This is a genomic window from Achromobacter insuavis, from assembly GCF_902859645.1.
Lineage (GTDB): Bacteria > Pseudomonadota > Gammaproteobacteria > Burkholderiales > Burkholderiaceae_B > Achromobacter > Achromobacter insuavis.
In genome coordinates this window covers 33,447-48,932 of record NZ_CADIJR010000048.1, presented here as the reverse complement: position 1 = coordinate 48,932, position 15,486 = coordinate 33,447, and the positions used below count along the sequence as shown (strand labels likewise).

13 protein-coding genes are annotated in these 15,486 nt (G+C 69.9%); 2 read left to right on the top strand and 11 right to left on the bottom strand.

Annotation, left to right across the window (positions count from 1 at the left end; translation table 11 throughout):
- The 11 genes from H0523_RS21535 to H0523_RS21485 form a co-directional block, all read right to left on the bottom strand.
- Positions 1-838 (bottom strand): iron chelate uptake ABC transporter family permease subunit (locus H0523_RS21535; RefSeq protein WP_180180139.1); only part of this gene is annotated, 838 nt, incomplete at its 3' end.
- Positions 835-1,866 carry a FecCD family ABC transporter permease gene (locus H0523_RS21530; protein WP_054460599.1) on the bottom strand — a complete coding sequence of 344 codons (1,032 nt, stop codon included), beginning with the start codon at positions 1,864-1,866 and terminating at the stop codon, positions 835-837. The genes H0523_RS21535 and H0523_RS21530, both read right to left, overlap by 4 nt.
- Positions 1,866-2,960 (bottom strand): iron-siderophore ABC transporter substrate-binding protein, encoded by a 1,095-nt coding sequence (locus H0523_RS21525; RefSeq protein WP_054430516.1) that lies wholly within the window; start codon positions 2,958-2,960, stop codon positions 1,866-1,868. The genes H0523_RS21530 and H0523_RS21525 overlap by 1 nt, the downstream gene beginning before the upstream one ends.
- 43 nt (positions 2,961-3,003) lie before the next feature.
- A complete protein-coding gene (gene fauA / locus H0523_RS21520) occupies positions 3,004-5,223 on the bottom strand; it encodes a TonB-dependent alcaligin siderophore receptor FauA (RefSeq protein ID WP_054430515.1) in 2,220 nt (739 codons plus the stop codon).
- A 104-nt stretch (positions 5,224-5,327) separates the two neighbouring features.
- Positions 5,328-6,557 (bottom strand): multidrug effflux MFS transporter, encoded by a 1,230-nt coding sequence (locus tag H0523_RS21515; protein WP_054430514.1) that lies wholly within the window; start codon positions 6,555-6,557, stop codon positions 5,328-5,330.
- 130 nt (positions 6,558-6,687) lie between these two features.
- The gene (locus tag H0523_RS21510; RefSeq protein WP_369815789.1) at positions 6,688-7,656 is read right to left on the bottom strand and encodes a helix-turn-helix transcriptional regulator; all 969 of its coding nucleotides are present in this window, start codon (positions 7,654-7,656) and stop codon (positions 6,688-6,690) included.
- A gap of 154 nt (positions 7,657-7,810) precedes the next feature.
- Positions 7,811-8,977 carry an aromatic ring-hydroxylating oxygenase subunit alpha gene (locus tag H0523_RS21505; protein WP_054430512.1) on the bottom strand — a complete coding sequence of 389 codons (1,167 nt, stop codon included), beginning with the start codon at positions 8,975-8,977 and terminating at the stop codon, positions 7,811-7,813.
- Positions 8,978-9,018: 41 nt separating this feature from the next.
- Positions 9,019-9,810: a siderophore ferric iron reductase gene (locus H0523_RS21500; protein WP_054430511.1), complete on the bottom strand. Its 792-nt coding sequence runs from the start codon at positions 9,808-9,810 to the stop codon at positions 9,019-9,021.
- Entirely contained in the window at positions 9,765-11,618 is a 1,854-nt protein-coding gene (locus H0523_RS21495; protein ID WP_054430510.1) for an IucA/IucC family protein, read from the bottom strand. The genes H0523_RS21500 and H0523_RS21495 overlap by 46 nt, the downstream gene beginning before the upstream one ends.
- A complete protein-coding gene (locus H0523_RS21490; RefSeq protein WP_054430509.1) occupies positions 11,615-12,220 on the bottom strand; it encodes a GNAT family N-acetyltransferase in 606 nt (201 codons plus the stop codon). Before H0523_RS21490 ends, H0523_RS21495 begins: the two co-directional genes overlap by 4 nt.
- Before the next feature lie 24 nt (positions 12,221-12,244).
- On the bottom strand, positions 12,245-13,645 hold the full coding sequence (locus H0523_RS21485) for a lysine N(6)-hydroxylase/L-ornithine N(5)-oxygenase family protein (RefSeq protein ID WP_054430508.1): 1,401 nt from the start codon (positions 13,643-13,645) through the stop codon (positions 12,245-12,247).
- Positions 13,646-14,010: 365 nt separating this feature from the next.
- Between H0523_RS21485 and H0523_RS21480 the strand changes: the two genes are divergently transcribed.
- On the top strand, positions 14,011-14,625 hold the full coding sequence (locus H0523_RS21480) for an ABC transporter ATP-binding protein (RefSeq protein WP_231689832.1): 615 nt from the start codon (positions 14,011-14,013) through the stop codon (positions 14,623-14,625).
- Positions 14,616-15,416 carry an ABC transporter permease gene (locus tag H0523_RS21475; protein ID WP_054430507.1) on the top strand — a complete coding sequence of 267 codons (801 nt, stop codon included), beginning with the start codon at positions 14,616-14,618 and terminating at the stop codon, positions 15,414-15,416. Before H0523_RS21480 ends, H0523_RS21475 begins: the two co-directional genes overlap by 10 nt.
- The last annotated feature ends 70 nt before the right edge of the window (positions 15,417-15,486 follow it).

Genomic DNA, 15,486 nt, shown 5'->3' with positions numbered 1-15,486 from the left:
CGAAGGCCACCGGGCCGGCCACCGTGACCGCCGCCGCGGCCGCCAGCACCGCCACCAGCGTGGCGGCCAGCCGGCTGCGCGACGGCGTGGCGCCGAGGGCCTGGGCCAGATCGTCGCCCATCTCCAGCAGCCGCAGGCGAGCGCACAGCGCCAGCCCGAGCGGCAGCAACAGGGCGCCGGCCGCCCCGATCAGGGCGACGTCGGTCCAGGTCTTGCCGGCCAGGCTGCCATTGAGCCAGGCCGCGGCCAGGTAGGCCTGTTCGCGCCGCAGATTGGACAGGCCGTATTGCACGAAGGCGAAGGCGATCGCGCCCACGGCGATGCCGGCGATGACCATGCGCTGGGGCGCGGCGAAGCCGGCGCCGGAGCCGAACCAGACGCCGGCCGTGGCCAGCAGCGCGCCCGCCGCCGCGCCCCATGCCACCGGCATCAGCCCGGGCCAGACCATGGCCACGGCCACCGCGCCCGCGGACGCGCCGGCCGTCAGGCCGATGACGTCGGGACTGCCCAGGGGGTTGCGGGTGAGGCTCTGGAACAGCGCGCCGGACAGGCCCAGCGCGGCGCCGGCGCCCAGCGCCGAGAGGGCGCGCGGCAGGCGCACGGTATGCACCAGCCATTGCTCCACGGCGCCGCCGGCGCCTTGCAGCGCCAGCCACAACGCGCTCCAGGACAACCCGGGATCGCCGGCCCGCAGCGTCGTGGCGAGCACGGCGCCGGCCAGCGCCAGCAGCAGCGCCGCATAGGCCAGCGCGCGCGGCGCGACGGGCCAGGCGAGCCAGTTGCCGGCGCGCAGCAGGCGCGGCGGTTGCGCGATCAGGCGCGGCGTTCCGCGGGTCATGCCAGGCTCCGCGGCCGGCTGCGCAGCGCCGCCAACAGGAAGGGCGCGCCGATGAACGCCACGACCACGCCCGTCAGCAGTTCGGCGGGCGCGCGCAGCAGCCGCGCCAGGATGTCCGCGATCAGCATCAGCAGCGGCCCGAGCACCACGCAGTAGGCCAGCAGCCAGCGCAGGTCCGGTCCGGCCACGCGGCGGGCCATTTGCGGCACCGCCAGGCCCACGAAGGCGATCGGGCCGGCGGCGGCGGTGGCGGCCGCGGCCAGTATCGCCACGCACAGCAGGCCCAGCAGGCGGCACAGGCCGGCCCGCAGCCCGAGCGCCTGCGCCAGCGCGTGGCCCAGCGCCAGCAGATTGAGCGGCCGCGCCAGCGCGGCGGCCAGCAGCAGGCCGGCGCCGATGTAGGGCGCCGCGCGCAATGCGGCGTCAAGCGACTGGCCGGCCAGCGAACCGACGGCCCAGAAACGGTAGGCGTCGAAGATGTCGTCGCGCAGCAGCGCCACCGCCTGCACATAGGCGAAGAGGACGGCATTGACCGCGGCGCCGGCCAGGATCAGCCGCACCGGCTGCAGTCCGCGGCCGCCGGCGCCGATCAGATATACCGCGGCGGCGGCGCCCAGCGCCCCGGGCAGCGCCGCCCAGAAGGGATGCGCGGGAAGGCCGCCCAGCAGCAGCGCCGCGGTCACGATGGAAGCGGCCGCCCCGGCGTTCACGCCCAGCAGCCCGGGTTCGGCCAGCGGGTTGCGGGTCAGCGCCTGGATCAAGGCGCCGGCGACCGCCAGGGCGGCGCCGGTCAGCAGGGCCAGCAGGGTCCGGGGGATGCGCGAGGCGACCACCAGCGCGGCGTGGCTGTCGTCGGGCTGGAGCAGGACGCGCCAGACCGTGGCGGCCGACAGGCCGCGCGAGCCGAGCCACAGGCTGGCCAGCGCGGCGGCCGCCAGCAGCATACAGGCGCCCAGCAACAGCGGCGCCCGCAGGCGCGGCATCGCGTCGTCGGGCCGGGTGTCGGCCGGGGCTTGGCGCGGCGGCATCAGCGGCCCGCCTGGGCGCGCCGCGCCGCCTCGGCCAGTTGCGGCACCAGCCGGTCGAGCATCCAGGCCACCGCGAGCGGCGTGCCCGATGACGACGCCATGACCAGCGCCGGATCGCTCAGCGCCACGTAGCTGCCCCGGCGCACGGCGGGGATGGACGCATACAGGGGCAGGGCCGCGGTGCGGTCGCGCTCCTCGGGCGTATAGAACCAGGACACCAGGATATCGGCGTCGCCCAGCGCGTCGGCATGTTCGAAGCCCAGGTAGTGGGCGAAATGTCCGGCGCTGGCATGCAGGCCGCGCACCGAGGGCGCCAGCGTCAGGCCCATGGCCGTGAGCGTGTCGACGCGCGGGTCGCCGGCCACGTAGGCGGCGAAATTGCCCGAGCCCAGGTCGGCGCGCACGTAGGCGAAGGTCTTGCCGGAGAGTTCCGGGTGGCGGCGCGCCGCCTGCGCCAGCGCGTCGTGGATGCCGGCCTTGAGCGCGGCGGCCGCGTCGCGCTTGCCCAGGGCCGCGGCCATCAGGTCTACCTGGGTCTGCACCGGGGTCAGGAACGGCTGTTCGGGATACGCCACCACCGGCACCAGCCGCGACAGCTGGGCGTAGGCCTCGGGACTGACGCCGGAGAAGGGCGCCAGCACCACGTCCGGACGCAGGGCGATGATCTTTTCGATGTCCAGTTCGGGGTAGACGGTGATGCGCTCGGGCAGCGGCTGGCCGCGGGCTTCGATGGCGGCGCGCACCCAGGGCCAGTAGTGGTCGGGATCGCCGCCCCAGTCGGCCCGGCCCACGCCCACCGGCACCACGCCCAGCGCCAGCGCCAGGTCGTCGGCGCCCAGGCCGAGGGTGACGACGCGCCGGGGCGGCGCGGCGATCACCGCCTCGCCCAGGGCGCTGCGCAGCGTGACGGGAAATCCCGGCGCCGTGGCCGTCGGCCCCGGCTGGCCTGCCGGGGCGGCGTTGGAAGCGGGTTCGGCCGCGACCGGCGCTGGCGCGCGCTCGCAGGCGGCAAGGGGCATGACCAGGGCCAGCGCCGCCGCGCCAGTCAGGACGTGGCGGCGCAGGCGTGCCGCGATAGCCAGATTCAAACGCATTGTGTTGCGGTACTCCCGGGCATCTTGCCGCCTGTTCGTCCGGTCAATATTGCGCGCGCACCGTCAGCATGACGTTGCGCGGCGCACCGTACCAGCCCTGGCTGAAGAAGCCGATCTGGTCGTAGTACTTGCGGTCGAAGACGTTGTTCAGGTTGAGGGTGGCCGAGACCTGCTTGCTGAAATCGAAGCGGGCCATCAGGTTGACCAGCGCGTAGCTGCTCTGCTCGACATCCACGTTGCCGCGCGGGCTGGGCGCGGACTGGTACATGCGGCTCTGCCAGTCGACGCCGCCGCCCACGGTCAGGCGGTGCAGGTCGCCCGGCAGGCGGTAGGTGGTGTAGACCTTGAACAGGCTGCGCGGATGGCTGGTGTTGATCGGCTTGCCGTCGGCGTCCTTGGCGGTGAAATGGGTATAGCTGGCGCCGATGTTCCAGCCCGGGCTCAGCTGGCCGCTGGTCTCCAGCTCGAAGCCTTCGACCTTGGCGCCGGTGGCGGCGCGGTAGGCCTGGGTGCCCGGCATGCCGCTGACCGACTCGCCGGGAATGGCCTGCGCCAGGTTGTTCTGGCGGGTCTGGTAGAGCGAGGCGGACGCGTTCAGCAGGCCTTCCAGGTAGGCCGCCTTCAGGCCGACCTCGTAGCTCTTGCCGTCGATCGGCGGCAGGATCGAGCCGTTGGGCGTGCGGGCGTTCTGCGGCTGGAAGATCTCGGTATAGCTGGCGTAGGCCGTGTAGGTGCTGTTGATGTCGTACAGCAGGCCGGCGTAGGGCGTGAACTGGTCGTTGATCTTGTAGGCGCGCTTGCTGCCGAAGTAGGTCTGGTTGGTTTCCCAGTTGCTCCAGCGGCCGCCGACGATCAGGTGCAGGGGGTCGGCCAGCGAGAAGCGGCCGACCGCGTAGGCGCCGGTCTGCTTGACGCGCAGGTCGTCGGCGGGCGTCTTGGTGCCGGACCAGGTGGGCTCGGCGATATGGTCCTGGCGCCAGTCGAGGAAGCTGCCGATTGCCGGCTTGGCGCCCGTCATCAGGTACTGGCCGATGTTGCTGTGGTCGTTCACGCTCATCCAGCCCAGCGCCAGCTCGTGCTTGCGGCCCAGCAGCTGGAACGGACCCGACACCGTCAGGTGGATGTCGTCGCGCGAGCGGTCGCCGTCGTAGTTGTTGAACGAGCTGGTCATGCCGGCGCCGGTCACCTTGTTGGGGTAGCCGCCGCGGTACAGCTGCTTCATGCGGTAGTCGCCGTCGGTGTGGCTGTAGGCGGCGCGCACCTTCCAGTCGTTGGCGAAGCGGTGCGTCAGGTCGACGAAAGTGGTGGTGGACTCGGTGTCGATGCGGGCCCAGCGGGTGTTGTTGGCCACCGAGCGGTTGAAGTCAGTGCGCGAGCCATCGCTGTAGAACAGCGGGAAGCCGCTGCCGAAGCCGTTGCTCTGGTTGCGGAAGTATTCGACGCTGGCGGTCAGCACGGTATCCGGCGTCAGGTCGGCGCTGACCACGCCGTAGAAGGTGCGCTTGCGCGAGTCCAGGAAGGTCACGTAGTCGTCCCCCTGGTTATAGGCCGCGACGAAACGCGAACGGATGCGGCCGTCCGGCGTGATCGGCACCGACAGGTCCAGGTCGCCGCCGACGTAGTCCCAGCTGCCGGCGCTGGCGCTGCCGGACAGGGCGAATTCGCGCAGCGGCTTCTTGCGGATGAAGTTGACCGCCGCCGAGGGGTTGCCCGAGCCGGTCATCAGGCCGGTGGCGCCGCGCACGATCTCGACCCGGTCGTAGATGGCCGCGTCGATGTCGGTGGCGCCGTAGTTCCATTGGCTCAGGATGGGCGAATTCAGGCCGTCGAACTGGAAGTTGTCGATGGAGAAGCCGCGCGACGAGAACGACAGCCGGTTGCTGTCGCTGCGGGTCACCGAGATGCCCGGCGCGCTGGCCAGGATCGAACCGGTGTCGCGCAGGCCCTGGTCCTCGATCTGCTGGCGCGTGACCACGCTGACCGACTGCGGCGTCTCGCGTGGCGAGAGCGTCAGGCCGGTGGCCGTGTTCATGGCATCGGTGGTGTAGGAATGGGTGCCTTCGGTGGTGCCCGGGATGCCGGCGCCGCTGACGGTGACGGCGGGCAGTTGCGCCACGTCGCCGGACGAACCGGCGGAAGCCGCGGTCTGGGCGCCGGCTTGCTGATGGGCGAGTGCGGAGCAGAGCAGGGCTGTCTGGATCGCGTGGACAAGGGGACGCACCCGGCGCGGCTGCGCGGCGGGCGAAGGCGGAACGGACAGCATGAGGACAAGCTCCAGCGGTAAGGTTTGGTAATGAGAATTATTGATTTTTACCGTTGGGTTGATGTATGCGCCGCGATGGGATGCGTATGACAAATGCCGCCGGGCTATCCTGCCTTGGCCGGCGCCTCCGCCAGCGGCGCGGCGCAGCGGTGCAGCCAGGCCCAGCCGGCCGCGCTGGCCGCCACGAAAACCAGCATGGCCGCCGCCAGCCGCAACGGCTGGCCATAGACCAGCGGCACGCCCCAGCCGCTGGCCACGGAAAACGTCAGCATCTGCATGAAGCCCAGCACCGAGGCGGCGGTGCCCGACAGGTCCGGCACATGCCCCAGGATGCGCAGGGTCATGGCCGGCACCCCCATGGCCAGTCCGCAGGTGAACAGCCCGGGCAGCAGCACCGCCCAGGGCAGGCGCGGCGGCTCGGCCGCGGCCATGTACAGCACGTAGGCCAGGCAGCTGCCGCCCATCAGCACGAAAGCCAGCAGCGTGATGCGGCCATCCGACCAGCGGCCGGCCTTGCGGGCCGCCACCAGGGCGCCCGCCATGGCGCCGACCACCAGCGGCACGAACAGATAGGCGAAGTCGGTCTCCGGCAGGCCCAGCACATTGCTGATGAAGTCGGGCGCGGCGCCGATCAGGAAGCCCTGGGCGGCGAACAGCAGGCTGAACGCCAGGCCCAGCGCGGTGTAGCGCCGGTTGCCGAGCACGCGGGCGTAGTTGGCGGCCAGTGTGCGCCAGGCCAGCGGCTGGCGGCGTTCGGGCGGCAGGGTCTCGGGCAGGCGCCGCGCGCACAGCAGCCAGGCCGCGCCGGCCAGCGCGGTCAGCAGCAGGAAGACGGCGCGCCAGCCCTGGTGCGCCGCCAGGTAGCCGCCGAGGATGGGCGCCAGCGCCGGCGACAGGTTGAACACCAGGATCAGGTAGGACATGGCGCGGCGCGCCACCGCGCCGTCGTAGCAGTCGCGGATGATGGCCTGGCCGACCACGATGCCGGCGCCCGCCGACAGGCCCTGCACGGCGCGCCCGGCCAGCAGCCAGCCGAAGCCGGGCGCCAGCGCCGCCATCAGCGAACCGCAGACGTACACCGCCAGCGCCGCCAGCACGATGCGCCGCCGGCCGAGCGAGTCCGACAGCGTGCCGTGCAGCAGCAGCATCGACGCATAGCAGGCCATGTAGACGCCCAGCGTCAGCTGCACGGTTTCCTGCGGCACATCGAATTCCCGGCCCAGCGCCCCGAAGGCGGGCAGGTAGGCGTCGATGGTGGCGGGCGCGACACAGGACAGCAGTCCCAGCATCAGCACCATGACGGGAAACGAGGGCAGGGGTTGGGGGCGTGACACGGGAGCATCCAGGGCGGGCGCTTCCCGGGAGGGGAAGCTCTGCCGCATGGTCGCCCGTCACCGCGGATTGCAGGAATGGGCAATGCCGTAAGACCAATGGGCGCCGCCGGAAGCCGTCCACGGCCGGCGCTCAGTTCAGTTCGCTGGGGGCGATGCCGTAGCGTTCGCGGAACGCGGTGGCGAAGTTGGTGGCGTGGCGGTAGCCGACGAAGTGCGCCGCCTGCTGCACGCTGCAGCCCTGGGCCAGCTGCTCGCGGGCCACTTCGAGCCGGCGTTCGCGCAGCCAGCTGAAGACCGAGCGCTGGTAGGTGGCCTGGAACTTGGCGCGCAGCGTGCTGGGGCTCATGCAGGCCAGCCGCGCCAGGTCGTCCAGCGTGTGCTCTTCGCCGGGCGCGCTGTGCAGCCGCTCGCGCACCCGTTCCAGCAGCTGGCGGTCGCGTTCCGACACGGCGTTCTCGGCCGGCGCGCGCTGCTCCAGCGTGGCCAGCGCATGGGCCAGCAGTTGGGTGCCGACGCCTTCGCGCAGCATGTTCTGCAGCGGTCCGTCCCAGCCGCAGTCCAGCAGATGCTCGATGGCCTGCAACAGATGGCCCTGCACCTGCCAGCGGCGCAGCCGCAGTGACGGCGAGCGCAGCGCCTTCCAGATCATCTCGCTGGTCTGGTCGTCGCCGGCGCCGTCGGGATCGGACAGCGACAGGTTGACGCTGCGCAGGCGCTGTCCGGCGGCATGGGTGCCGGTCATGGCGACGGTGTCGCCGTACAGCGCGCTGACGCCGCTGTGCGCCGCCAGGCGGACGTCGTCATGGCGATCGATGCGGGTCTGGGCGTGGCCCTGCAGCATGACGATGGCCGAAAAGCGCGGCGACATCATCGAGGTGGCTTCGTAGTGCTGGTGCACGCGCACGTCGGACAGCACCAGCGTCAGGCCGGGCCGGATGGCATAGGTGTCGACCCGGCCTTCGGCGATGCACAGGGTTTCCGGGTCCGCGCGGACCGCGCCCGAGAGCTGCGGCAGGCGGTAGCGGAAACCGCTCTGGCTGCCCATGCGGTTGAAGTCGGCGACGGTGAATTGGGCGGGGGAGGCAGATGGGTTCAAGATCGTCACTCGCGTTACGGGATGAGCCCTTTGGCGGGGCGAAAAGCCTCGCCAAATGTGAGAATGAGAATAGCATATGTTCTCATTGTTGCGGTTTTTTGCCGTAGTGTTCCGGCACCGCTATCTCCTCGGGCCTTTGCCTCCCCCCAGCGACGCCTCAGGGCGCCGCGCAATCTCCCAGTTCGTCGCCCATGACGTCGCGGTACCACTCGTGGAAATGCTGCATCCCGTCCTCCATCGGCGACTGGTAGGGGCCGCTTTCCGAGGTGCCGCGGCGCAGCAGCGCCAGCCGGCCGGCATCCATGCGCTCGCCGATCTCGTCGTCCTCGATGGCGGTTTCCATGTAGGCCGCGCGCTGGGCCTCGACGAATTCACGCTCGAACAGCGCGATTTCCTCGGGGTAGTAGAACTCGGCGATGTTGATGGTCTCCTGCGGGCTCTTGGGGTAGAGGGTCGACAGCACCAGCACGTGCGGATAGAGCTCGATCATGTGGGTCGGGAAATAGGTCACCCAGATCGCGCCATAATCGGGCGCCGAGCCGCCGCGGTAGCGCATCAGCGTATCGTGCCAGTCGCGGTAGACGTCGGAGCCGGGCTTCTCCAGCGAGTCGTGCACGCCCACCCGCTGCAGGCTGTGCTGCCGGCCGAACTCCCAGCTCAGGTCGTCGCAGGTGACGAACCGGCCCAGGCCCGGGTGGAACGGCCCGACGTGATAGTCCTCCAGGTAGACCTCGATGAAGGTCTTCCAGTTGTAGTTGCACTGGTGCACCTCGACGTGGTCCAGCACATAGTCGGAGAAATCGAACTCGGGGCGGGCGAACAGGTGGCCCAGGTCGTCCCGCGGGTCGCGCGGGCCCTCGAACAGCAGGCCGTGGCAGTTCTTGAGCGGGAAGCGCGGCAGGTTCAGGCACGGCGTGCTGGGAAACTGCGGCGCGCCCAGTATCTGGCCCTGGTTGTCGTAGGTCCAGCGATGCAGCGGGCAGACGATGTTGCCGCCGCTGGCCGACAGGTTGCCGGCGGGATTGCCCGGGCCGGTCACCGCGCCGGTCTCGCCGCCCAGGATCAACGCCTGCCGGTGGCGGCAGACGTTCGACACCAGTTCCACCCCGCGCGCATTGCGCACCAGCACGCGGCCGCCTTCCTCGTGCGGCAGGCGGCGCCAGTCGCCCGGCTCGGGCACGCCTTTCTCGTGGCCCACGTACAGGGCCGATTGCTTGAATATCCGTTCCTGTTCGCGCGCGAACAGGGCTTCGTCGAAATAGGCCCGAACGTGCAGCGGGCTCAGGGCCTGCTGCACATGCTCGAGGCGGCCAATGTCCGTCATATCCGACTCCTTGTGCCGTCCCGCAAGGCCCCGGGCCGCTGTCAGGCGGGCATGGCGCTCTCGGCGTCGATCCGGGCAATGCGTTCGGCAAGATCCAGTTTGGGGCAGGTGCTGCAATAGTCGCCATCGCGCCTGCGGAAGTAGTGACAGCAGACCTGCCGGTCAACGGCGATGACCGGCTGCGCCGCGCGCTGCCAGGTCAGGTAGCCGCTGCGGCCCTGCAGGCCCAGCAGGTCCATCCATTCGATGGCCTGGCGCCGCGCCCAGTCATTGGCCTCGGCGCCATCGTCGTGGCGCGCGGCCAGCAGGGCATACAGCACGCAGTCGGCCTGCATGCTCTCGGCGGCGCGCGGGCTGACCCGCAGCACCTGGGTCAGCTCGCGGTAGAAGGTGGCGCAGATGTTGCGCAGCTGCGCGGCGGCGGCCTGCATGCGTTGGCGCAGGCAGGCGCGCAGGGGTTCGTGGCGGTCCAGCGTGTAGCCGATGATGAAGCCGTCGTCCGGCACCGGCTGGGTCATGCTCGAGAGGTCGGGCACGATCGCGCTGCGATGCGCGGCGATCACGCTCAGGTAGACGGGCTGCCAGATGAGCAGCCCCCAGCAGCGCAGGGCCAGATAGTGCGGCCCCGCTTCCGGATAGCGCTGCCCCCAGACATCGCGCAATTGCGCGATGGCCTGGGCGTTGTCGGCGCCCGGGCGGATGCCCGGGCCGGCCGCCGGCGCGACCTGGCCCGACAGCCCGGGCACCAGGCGGCCGGTCAGGTCCAGCAGATCGTCCAGGTCGCGGTTCACGCAAGCGCCCGCGCGGTGTCGGCCTGGCCCTGGCCCAGCCATTGCGGCCGGTAGGGGGCGATCGGGTTGGCCAGGTTGGGCGCCATCTGGAAGCTGCCGATGGGGTCGGCCAGGTTGACCATCTGCAGATTGTTGGCCAATTGCAGGCGGTTCAGGCACGAATGGATCATCTCGGGGGCGAACAGGTCGTACTGGCGGTACTTCTCCAGCCGTTCCGGATGCGCCTCCTGGTAGGCGGTGATGCGGCCGGCCACCAGTTTCCAGAAGGCGTCCTCGGCCATCACGCCGCTGTCGGCCAGCACCTGCGCCAGATGGCGGAAGTAGCCTTCGAACACGTCGACGAAGATGGTCAGCAGCTTGTATTCCTCGGGCACGTCGGCGGCCAGGCGGCGGGCGTTCTCGGGCAGCGCGGCGTGCGGATTGAGGATCGACGATTCCTCGGCGATGTCCTTCATGAAGGCGCGCACCGGCACATGGTCCTCGATCACCAGGATGACGTTCTCGCCGTGCGGCATGAACACCAGGTCGTGGGCGTAGAAGCAATGCACCAGCGGCGTGAGATAGGCGTCGACGTAGCGCTCCAGCCACCCGGCGGCGTCCAGGCCCGAGGCGCGGATCAGTTCCGGCAGCAGCGCGCCGCCTTGGGGGTCGACGTGCAGCAGCGCGGCCATGGTCATCAGGCGCTGGTTGGCGCCGATCAGCGCGGTGGGGTTTTCGCGCCACAGCGCCGAGAACATCTTCTTGTACGGCGTGTCGACCGAGATGGCGGCCTCGTAGTAGTAGTTGCGGAATCCCAGCGAGGCCGCTTCGCGCAGGATGGTGAAGCCGTTCCGGCGCAGCCACGGATCGGCCGAGATCAGCCCGTGCAGGTATTCGTTGATGGCCGGGGTGCCGGACATGTAGTAGGGCGACAGCCCGCGCATGAAGCCCATGTTCAGGATCGACAGCGAGGTCTTGACGTAGTGCTTGCCGGGCTGGCTGATGTTGTAGAAGGTGCGGATCGACTGCTGCGCCAGGTAGTCGTCATCGCCATAACCCAGGCACACGATCTTGCGCGTGGCCACATAGGGGGCGAAGGCCAGCGACAGCTTGTTGAACCATTGCCACGGATGCGAGGGCATGAGGAAGTAGTCGGCCGGATCCAGGCCCTGGTCGCGCAGCGTCTGGGTGTGGCGGGCGACGGTATCGGCGCCCAGCTCGTCGCGCAGCAGGCTGTCGTAGTCCATGGTGGACAGGCACGCGAAGTGGGCGTTGTCCTTGTGCACCGCCAGCCACATGACGCGGATCGGGCTGGCGCATTCCGGCGCGTAGGCGTGGTAGTCCTCGGCGTCGAAGCCCAGGCGGCCGTTGTTGGCGACGAAGCTGGGGTGGCCTTCGATCATCGACGTCTCGATGGTCTGGTAGTCGGCCCGCGCCAGCTCGGCGGCCGGGGGCGCGGCGCGGGTGTGCTTGTAGGCGCTGCCGTGCAGCGTGCTGGTGATCTCGTCCAGGTAGATCGGCAGGCGGTCCTCGGGCATGCCGAGCTTGTCGCGGATCTCGATGACGAACTGCAGCGCGTCCAGCGGCGCGGGCGTCCCGGCCATGGTCTTGCTGATGGACTCGGGCGGGATGCGCCAGTGGCGCATGGCCATCAGCTGCGCGTCGAACCGGTATTCGGCGTGGCCGTCGGCCAGCACCAGGCGGTAGCGGTCGAAGCCGGGCGCCTCGGCCGGGCCCAGGCGCTCGGGTTCCAGCAACCATTCATGGGCGTATTCCGAGATTGCCTTCTTCACCAGCAGGCGGTTCACTTTCTCCCAGACCTCGGGGGCGAGGTGGCTGGCGATCTGGGCGGGGTGGGGCTGGGTGCTCATAGGGACGACTCCTGGAGTTGGGCCTGTTCAAACTGCTGCCGGGTGCAGAAGGCGATGCTGGCGGTCTTCTCGCGAAAACGCGCCTGGCCGGCGTAGACAAAACCCATGGCCAGGTTGAGCGCATGGATCTTGCGGTTGTTGCTGTCGGGTTCCACCACTACGCGGCGGGCCTGGAGGCGCTCGAACATGAAGCGCATCACGAAGGCGAGCACGTTGCGGCTGAAATTCGGGATGCGCACCCGCGGCGGGCCGATGAAGATGTGCATGCCCAGGTCGCCGGGCCGCACCTGATAGTGATCGCCGACCTGGTCGTAGGCAGGGTCGTAGCATTCCACCAGGAACGCCGGGCGGCCGTCGTGGCTGCCGAGCCAGGCGCCGGCGTGGCCGCTGTCGGCCAGCGCTTCATAGAACTCGCGCACCTGCGCGTCGGTGAAGGTCTGCATCGACCAGAAATGGGCGTAGTCCATCGCGAACCACTGGCGCAGCAGCGCGGCGTCGGTGGCCGGATCGAGCGGGCGCAGCGCCAGGCCGTGGCCCTCGTCATAGTGGTTGCGCGCGTGGCGGTCGATCTCGCCCAGGAAGGCGGCGGTCATGGTGATCATGGCGGCTCCTCGTGCGGTCGCGGGTCAGACCGTGGCGGCTCGATGGCCGTCCAGCATGGGCATCAGTTCCGGCGCCACGCCGCCGCGGCACGCCGCCACCGCCGGCTGCGGCGCGCGATGGCCGAGCACGCCGCTGGCGGGCGGACGGAAATCCTGCAGCGCGGTGCGCGGCTCGATCGCATAGTGTTCATGGCCGGTCAGCTCGCGCAGGATCTGCGAGTTGCGGTAGCAGCAGAAACCCAGGTCGGGATTGGTCACGCCATGGCTGAGCAGGCCGCTGTTCTGCACGAAGATCTCGTTGCCGCCGTGGTCGATGGTGTAGTTGCGCGCGATGCGGTAGCCGCCGTCCTCGGCCCAGGCGATGCGGTCGTTGATCGGGTTGACGCACGCGGGGATGCTGCGGGTGTAGCCGGTGGCCAGCACCAGGCCGTCGGCGGCGTGCGAGAACGCCTGGCCGGTGTCGACGTGGCGGAACTCCAGGTGGTAGCGTGCAGCGTGGCGGTCGTAGCGGCTGGCGCGCAGTTCGGCGTTGGTGAGCAGCGTGTAGCGGCGGTCGCCGTTGTGGATCTTCTCGTCCAGCAGGTCGTAGATCTGGTTGATGAGCGAGGCGTTGATGCCCTTGTACAGGCTGCTCTGTTCGGCCAGGATCTGGCGGCGGCGCGCTTCGGGCAGGTCGTAGAAGTAGTTGGTGTAGTCCGGCGAAATCAGTTCCAGCGTGAGCTTGGTGTTCTCCATCTGGAAAAAGCGCGGCGAGCGCGTGATCCAGGTGAGGCTGTAGTCGTGCTCGTCGCTGTCGCGCAGCAGGTCGTGGAAGACCTCGGCCGCGCTCTGGCCGCTGCCGACGATGGTGACCGACTGCCGGCGCTGCAACGCCTCCTTGTGGCGCAGGTACTCGGCGCTGTGCACATAGGGCGCCTCGCGCCGGTCGCAGCAGGCCGGCAGCAACGGTTGCGAGCCCAGGCCCAGCACCAGCTTGCGGCAGCGGACCATGAAGCGCTCGCCATTGATGCTGTGCTGGCCGGTGACCAGGTAGGTGTCGGTCTCGGGATCGTGCAGCACGCTCTGCACGTCGCTGTTGAAGCGCAGGTTGGGCAGGCGCGCGGCGACCCACTTGCAATAGCGGTTGTATTCGGCGCGCGTCAGGTAGTGGTTCTCGCGCATGTAGTACGAGTAGATGCGGCCGGTCTGTTTGCAGTAGTTCAGGTAGCTGTATTCGCTGCGCGGATCGGCCAGGCTGACCAGGTCCGCGAGGAACGGATTCTGCAGCGTGGACGCCTCGATCAGCATGCCGGGATGCCAGTCGAAGCCGGGCTTCTTGTCCAGGAACAGGGCGCGCACGCCAGGCAGCGGGGCCGACAGGCAGGCAAGGCTGAGGTTGAAGGGGCCTAGGCCGATCGCGACGAAGTCATAGATTTCACGGTTCATGATGCTGACGCCTTTTGCTGAGTCTGCGTTTCACAGGCGGCGCCCGGTCGGGGCGCCGCGGGACAGGGCCGGCCGTGGCGCCTAATCAGGCGGCACGGGACACGACGAGCGGGCCTGCCCATCCGTCCACCGCATCAACAAAGGATTTCCAGCGCCGGTATTGCACGAATCAAACATCTGAGTAGGTATGATTTTCATTTGCAATATAGACACTCTAGCAAATGGTTTTTTGGCGTGATGCGTTGCCAAAGCCAAGCAGGCGGCGACCATATGCAGGGTGGCGAAGCGCATAGGGACATGGCCGCCGCGCATAAGCTCATGCGGCGCGCCTGCCCGCGCCATGCCGGCGGGTTATGCTTGCCGCCATGTCAGATAAACCTCCTGTGCTCAGGCTGCGCGGCGTCTACAGCGAACGCCTGTCGCCCGTCAGCCTCGATCTCGCGGCGGGCGAGTGCGCCGCCATCACCGGCCCCTCGGGCTCGGGCAAATCCCTGCTGTTGCGCCAGGTAGCCGACCTGGATCCCGGCCATGGCGAAGTCGAACTGGACGGCGCGCCGCGCTCGGGCATGCGCGGCCATGCCTGGCGCCGCCAGGTGATCTACTGTCAGGCCGAGGCCGGCTGGTGGGATGACCACGTCGCGCCGCATTACACCGATGCGGCCCGCGCGGCCGAGCTGTTCCAGCGGCTGGGCCTGGCGCCCGGGAAAATGGACGCGCTGGTGCAGGAGCTCTCCACCGGCGAGCGCCAGCGCGCCGCCTTGGCGCGCGCCCTGGCGCTGGCGCCGCGGGCCCTGCTGCTGGACGAACCCACCGCGGCGCTCGATCCCGAGGCCACCGCGCGGGTCGAGACCGAGCTGCGTCGCTACCTCGACGGCGGCGCCGCCATCCTGATGGTGACGCACAATCCCGAGCAGGCGCGGCGCATGGCGCGGCGCGGCTGGCGCATGGAGCAGGGCAGGCTGGAGCCGCAATGGACGTGATCAAACTGCAGGCGCTGGACCTGGTCATCGCCTCGCTGCTGGTGCTGCTGTCGGCCGGCATCTCATTCGCGCTGCGGCTGAACCTGCAGCGCCAGGTGCTGTGGGCGGCATTGCGCACCGTGGTGCAGCTGCTGCTGGTCGGCCACATCCTGCGCATCGTGTTCGCGCACGCGGCGCCGTGGCTGACCGCGCTGGTGGTCGCCGTGATGATGGCACTGGCGGCGCGCGAGGTCGCGGCCCGGCCCAAGGCCCGGCTGGCGCGCCGTGGCAACGGCCAGGTGGGCGCGATGGCGGTGGTGGCCACCACGGTGGTGACCGCGCTGTTCATCCTCAGCACGGCGTTGCGGCCCGAGCCCTGGTACGACCCGCGCTATACCATCGCGTTGGTCGGCATCGTGCTGGGCAGCGTGCTGAACGCGGCCAGCCTGGCGCTGGACGGCGTGCTGTCGGGGGTGCGGCGCGACCGGCTCGCGATCGAGGCGCGCCTGTCGCTGGGCGCCACCGCGCACCAGGCCTTCGCCTCGCTGCTGCGCGAATCGGTGCGGCGCGGCATCGTGCCCAGCATCAACCAGATGTCGGCGGCCGGCATCATCACGCTGCCCGGCATCATGACCGGCCAGATCATCGCCGGCATGGATCCGATCGACGCGGCCAAGTACCAGATCCTGCTGATGTTCCTGCTGTGCGGCGCCAGCGGCATGGCCGCCATGGGCGCGGCCTACGGCGCCATGCGGCGGCTCACCGACGAGCGCGGCCGCCTGCGGCTGGACCGGCTGCTGTCCGAGCGCTAGCCGGCGCGCGCGTCCGCGGGCCGGCGCCAGCGCGGCCGAAGCGGCAAAATTTGATGAAATATCGACGGGG

Coding starts and splice junctions, on each gene's coding strand:
- H0523_RS21530 (WP_054460599.1), bottom strand. CDS start 1,866: ATGCCGCCGCGCCAAGCCCCGGCCGACACCCGGCCCGACGACGCGATG.
- H0523_RS21525 (WP_054430516.1), bottom strand. CDS start 2,960: ATGCGTTTGAATCTGGCTATCGCGGCACGCCTGCGCCGCCACGTCCTG.
- fauA (WP_054430515.1), bottom strand. CDS start 5,223: ATGCTGTCCGTTCCGCCTTCGCCCGCCGCGCAGCCGCGCCGGGTGCGT.
- H0523_RS21505 (WP_054430512.1), bottom strand. CDS start 8,977: ATGACGGACATTGGCCGCCTCGAGCATGTGCAGCAGGCCCTGAGCCCG.
- H0523_RS21500 (WP_054430511.1), bottom strand. CDS start 9,810: ATGGCTGGGCCAGGGCCAGGCCGACACCGCGCGGGCGCTTGCGTGAAC.
- H0523_RS21495 (WP_054430510.1), bottom strand. CDS start 11,618: ATGAGCACCCAGCCCCACCCCGCCCAGATCGCCAGCCACCTCGCCCCC.
- H0523_RS21490 (WP_054430509.1), bottom strand. CDS start 12,220: ATGATCACCATGACCGCCGCCTTCCTGGGCGAGATCGACCGCCACGCG.
- H0523_RS21485 (WP_054430508.1), bottom strand. CDS start 13,645: ATGAACCGTGAAATCTATGACTTCGTCGCGATCGGCCTAGGCCCCTTC.
- H0523_RS21480 (WP_231689832.1), top strand. CDS start 14,011: ATGTCAGATAAACCTCCTGTGCTCAGGCTGCGCGGCGTCTACAGCGAA.
- H0523_RS21475 (WP_054430507.1), top strand. CDS start 14,616: ATGGACGTGATCAAACTGCAGGCGCTGGACCTGGTCATCGCCTCGCTG.